3 protein-coding genes are annotated in these 4,081 nt (G+C 75.3%); 2 read left to right on the forward strand and 1 reads right to left on the reverse strand.

Features of this window, described 5'->3' with window-relative positions; translation table 11 throughout:
* Positions 1 to 190: 190 nt before the first annotated feature.
* Positions 191 to 838, forward strand: a complete 648-nt coding sequence (locus tag AE652_RS36735) for a hypothetical protein (RefSeq protein WP_049659440.1) — start codon at positions 191 to 193, stop codon at positions 836 to 838.
* Between the two features lie 63 nt (positions 839 to 901).
* On the opposite strand, the gene AE652_RS36740 is transcribed toward AE652_RS36735, so the two are convergent.
* Positions 902 to 1,687, reverse strand: a complete 786-nt coding sequence (locus AE652_RS36740; protein WP_082346216.1) for an SLATT domain-containing protein — start codon at positions 1,685 to 1,687, stop codon at positions 902 to 904.
* A gap of 367 nt (positions 1,688 to 2,054) precedes the next feature.
* Between AE652_RS36740 and purD the strand changes: the two genes are divergently transcribed.
* Positions 2,055 to 3,302, forward strand: coding sequence for a phosphoribosylamine--glycine ligase (purD, locus tag AE652_RS36745; protein ID WP_049659445.1), 1,248 nt, complete (start codon positions 2,055 to 2,057; stop codon positions 3,300 to 3,302).
* The last annotated feature ends 779 nt before the right edge of the window (positions 3,303 to 4,081 follow it).

Raw genomic sequence — 4,081 nt, forward strand, 5'->3', positions numbered from 1 at the left:
CCGGCGGCTGCCCGAGCCGCCCCCGGAGGCCCCGCGGGGGCGGTCCGACCCGCACGCCGCGCCGGGCCGGTAGGGTGGGCGGGCGTCGGACCGGGCGCCCCGCCAACGGGCCGTCCGGGTACCGACCCAAGCCCCCGTCGTCGCCCCGTCTCCGCGGGCGATCCCCGCCTCCGGAGAGGAACTGCCGGCCATGGCCTGCGACCTCTGGCTCGTCCCGCTGGTGGACGTGCTGAGCCACAGTCCCGACAACCCCTTCCGGGACGACCTCGCGCTCTACAACGCGGTGCTGGCCTCGCGCGGGCTGCCCGAGGTGCCGGTCTACCAGTTCGTCCCGGGCATCAGCGGTGCGGTCGAGCCGATAGCCGCCTTCGACTACGACTCGCTGCACTTCCTGCGCCGCGCCTATCTGTTGGGCCTCACCGGACTGGACATCACCCCGGTCGACACGCTCGGCGGCGACTACGAGCAGCTGCTGGAGATGTTCGAGAGCGGCGCCGAACAGTCGCACCTGGTCTGGCACTTCGACCACGCCGGCGCGTACGTGCCGGTCGAGTTCGCGGTGCCGCTGGTGGACGAGACGCTGCTCGCCTCCGGCGGCCCGCTCGGCTCCAGCCACGGGCTGCTGCGCGAACTCCAGGCCGTCGCACCGGCGCTGGGCATCGACCCGCTCAACCCGCCGGACCCGACCCGGCCGCTCGGCCCGACCGGCCTGGAGCAGCCGTTCGGGCCGCCGATCGACGACGTCCACCCCTTCGCCCGGGAGCGGCACGCCTGGTCGGGGTTGTACGCGGCGGCGACCAGGAGCGTCGCCCAGGGCTCGATGATCGTCTTCGCCTGAGCCCTGAGCCCTGAGCCCTGAGCCCTGAGCCCTGAGTCGCGATCCGGCTCCCGGCCCCGACCGCTAGCGCAGCGGCCCCTCCGGCGGCCGCTGACGCGGCATGGTGGGCCGGGTGCCCGGCGGCGGCAGCACCCGCACCTGGGCGCCCACCCCGGGCTCGCTGCGCCCGCCCCAGGCCCCGCCGGACTGGGTGGGCAGCTGGGTCATCGAGGCGCGGAACTCCAGCATCCACTCCGAGGTCTCGGAGCGGACCATGTCGGAGACGTCCTCGCAGAACCGGCGCAGCACGCCCAGGCAGCGCTCGGCGGCCTCGCCCGCGGTGCCCTCGGTCGGGCCGAGCACCTCGCGCACGCACTCCGACGCCCAGTCGAACTGGAAGGCCTCCAGGCGGCGTTGCAGCGCCTGTCCGGTGGAGACGTCCCGCATCCAGCCGGAGGTGAGGCCGAAGACCCGGTCGGCGGCCAGGCAGCCGGCGGAGAGCGCGAAGCCGACGTAGCCCCAGCCGGTGCCGTTGGCGAAGGCGCCGGCCAGGTCGACCAGCGGGGCGGTCACCCCGCCCACCGCGAAGCCGGCCGCGCCGAACCGCAGCAGGCGCGCCCAGCGGCGCTTCCAGATCCGGTCCCGGCGGTACCACTCGATGGCCTCGACCGCCCGCTCCTCGGACCAGCGGTAGAGCTCCTCCAGCCGTTCGGCGGGCTCGCCCCAGTCCCCGAGCGGGAACTGTCGGGTGCTCAGATCGTCCCGGCGTCGGGTGGAGGCCCGTCGGACGACGGCGGCGGCGGGCGGGTCCTCCTCGCCGATCTCCTTGCCCCAGGCACTCTCCTCGGGCTGCATTTCCGGCTGGCTCACCTGTGGGGCTCCCTGTGGCGGGCGGACTGCTGGGTCTGTCGGCGCAACGGCTGACGTGGTGTCCGCCGGTGGTTCTCCAACAGCACTTCTTACCGCCAAATGGCTGACCGTGGGGGCGCTTCTCCGCTGATCGTTACCGGTTTCGGCCAACGGAACCCGAGGTGGGCGGGTTGCGGGGGTCGGCGAGATTTCACCCGTCCGAGCGAGGGTCCGGTGACCCGCCGTCGTGACCCGGGCACCCGTCGCCGAATCGGCCCGGTCGGGCTTGGACGATCCTCCAGTGTGCTCGGCGTACGGAGCGTTCCGCCTGGAGGATCCGACGGGACCGGAGAGCGGCCGGAACAGGCCACCGACTACGCTGCCAGGCGTGAAGGTCCTCGTCATCGGCGGCGGCGCCCGCGAACACGCCCTGTGCCGCTCTCTGTCCCAAGATCCCGCTGTGTCCGAACTGCACTGTGCCCCGGGCAACGCCGGGATCGCGCAGGTCGCGACGGTCCACCCGGTCGACCAGCTGGACGGTGCGCAGGTCGCCGCGCTGGCCGGCCGGCTCGGCGCCGCCCTGGTGGTGGTCGGGCCGGAGGCCCCGCTGGTGGCCGGCGTCGCGGACGCCGTGCGCGCGGCCGGCGTCCCGGTGTTCGGCCCGTCCGCGGCGGCCGCCCGACTGGAGGGCTCGAAGGCCTTCGCCAAGGACGTGATGGCCGCGGCCGGCGTGCCCACCGCCCGCTCCTACGTCTGCACCACCGCCGCCGAGGCGGCCGAGGCGCTGGACGCCTTCGGCGCCCCGTACGTGGTGAAGGACGACGGCCTGGCCGCCGGCAAGGGCGTCGTGGTCACCTCCGACCGCGCGGAGGCGCTGGCGCACGCCGCCGCCTGCGAGCGCGTGGTCATCGAGGAGTACCTGGACGGCCCCGAGGTCTCGCTGTTCGCGATCACCGACGGCACCACCGTCGTCCCGCTCCAGCCCGCCCAGGACTTCAAGCGCGCGCTGGACGGCGACGAGGGCCCCAACACCGGCGGCATGGGCGCCTACTCGCCGCTGCCGTGGGCGCCCGCCGGGCTGGTCGAGGAGGTCCTGGAGACCGTCCTCCAGCCGACCGTGGACGAGCTGCGCCGCCGCGGCACCGAGTTCTCCGGCCTGCTGTACGCGGGCCTGGCGCTCACCTCGCGCGGCACCCGGGTGATCGAGTTCAACGCCCGCTTCGGCGACCCGGAGACCCAGGTCGTGCTGGCCCGGCTGCGCACCCCGCTGGCGGGCGTGCTGCTGGCCTCCGCCAACGGCACCCTGGACCAGCTGGAGCCGCTGCGCTGGGACGAGGGCGCGGCCGTCACCGTGGTCGTCGCCTCCGAGGGCTACCCGGCCGCCCCGCGCACCGGCGACCCGATCGACGGCCTGGCCGAGGCCGAGGCGGACGGCACCGCGTTCGTGCTGCACGCCGGGACGACGGCGGGCGAGGACGGCCAGGTGCTGAGCGCCGGCGGCCGCGTGCTGTCGGTCACCGCGACCGGCGCCGACCTGGCCGAGGCGCGCGAGCGCGCGTACGCCGCGGTGGACCGGATCTCCCTCAAGGGCGGCCAGCACCGCACCGACATCGCGCTGAAGGCGGCCACCGCCTGAGGCCACCCGTGCCCGTGCCGACCGCGGCCCCCGTGCGAACCGCTCGCACGGGGGCCGCGGCGTGTGACGGCCCCGCTCGGGCCCGCGGCGGGGGACCGCCGGCAGGGGCGAGCGAAGCTCGAACAACCGAGCTGGCCGGTCAACCCCCATGGGCGCAGTGCCCCGGGCGTTTCGGGGCTGGAGGGGCCACCGGGGCGGACTCACCGTTCGGCCGACGGATTCCAGCCCATCGGGTGACAGCACCCGCATCCGGCTGACGCAACCGGCTGTGCGGCCTTATGGTGCGCTGGATCGCGGTGCGCGGGGCCCGTGCGCCGGGGTCGCCGCCGGGTAGCGGTGCTCCCACGGGGGGATGCTGGACGGCGTCCGGCCGGGCGGTCGTCGGGTGCTTCGCACCGGACCGGCCGCCGGCGTCCGGAATCCGGGCAGTGTCACCGGGACGAGTGGAAACCGGGGTGATCCGGAACGCCCACCCGGACCGGGGCGTCGAAAATGTCAGTAGCGCCACGCAGCATGCACTACCGGGGATCGGACGCCTCCGCTTCCCGGTCGGAACTGATCATTTCGAGTCGGCTCAGGGCCCGAAGCCGGGCGCCCGAGGGCTCCGAAGGGGGTGCCGCACCGTATGGCAGCAGTCGACATCGCGCGCGCTCACGCCCAGGCGGTCCTGCGGGTCCGAGGCCTCGCCCGGGCCGCCGCCGCCCTGCCCACCGCCGTCGCGGTGGTCCTGCTCGCGGGCCGGTTCACCGGCCGGATCGGCGCGCCCGGGGCCGCCGACG

It is taken from the genome of Kitasatospora sp. MY 5-36, assembly GCF_001182915.1.
Lineage (GTDB): Bacteria > Actinomycetota > Actinomycetes > Streptomycetales > Streptomycetaceae > Kitasatospora.

Coding starts and splice junctions, on each gene's coding strand:
- AE652_RS36735 (WP_049659440.1), top strand. CDS start 191: ATGGCCTGCGACCTCTGGCTCGTCCCGCTGGTGGACGTGCTGAGCCAC.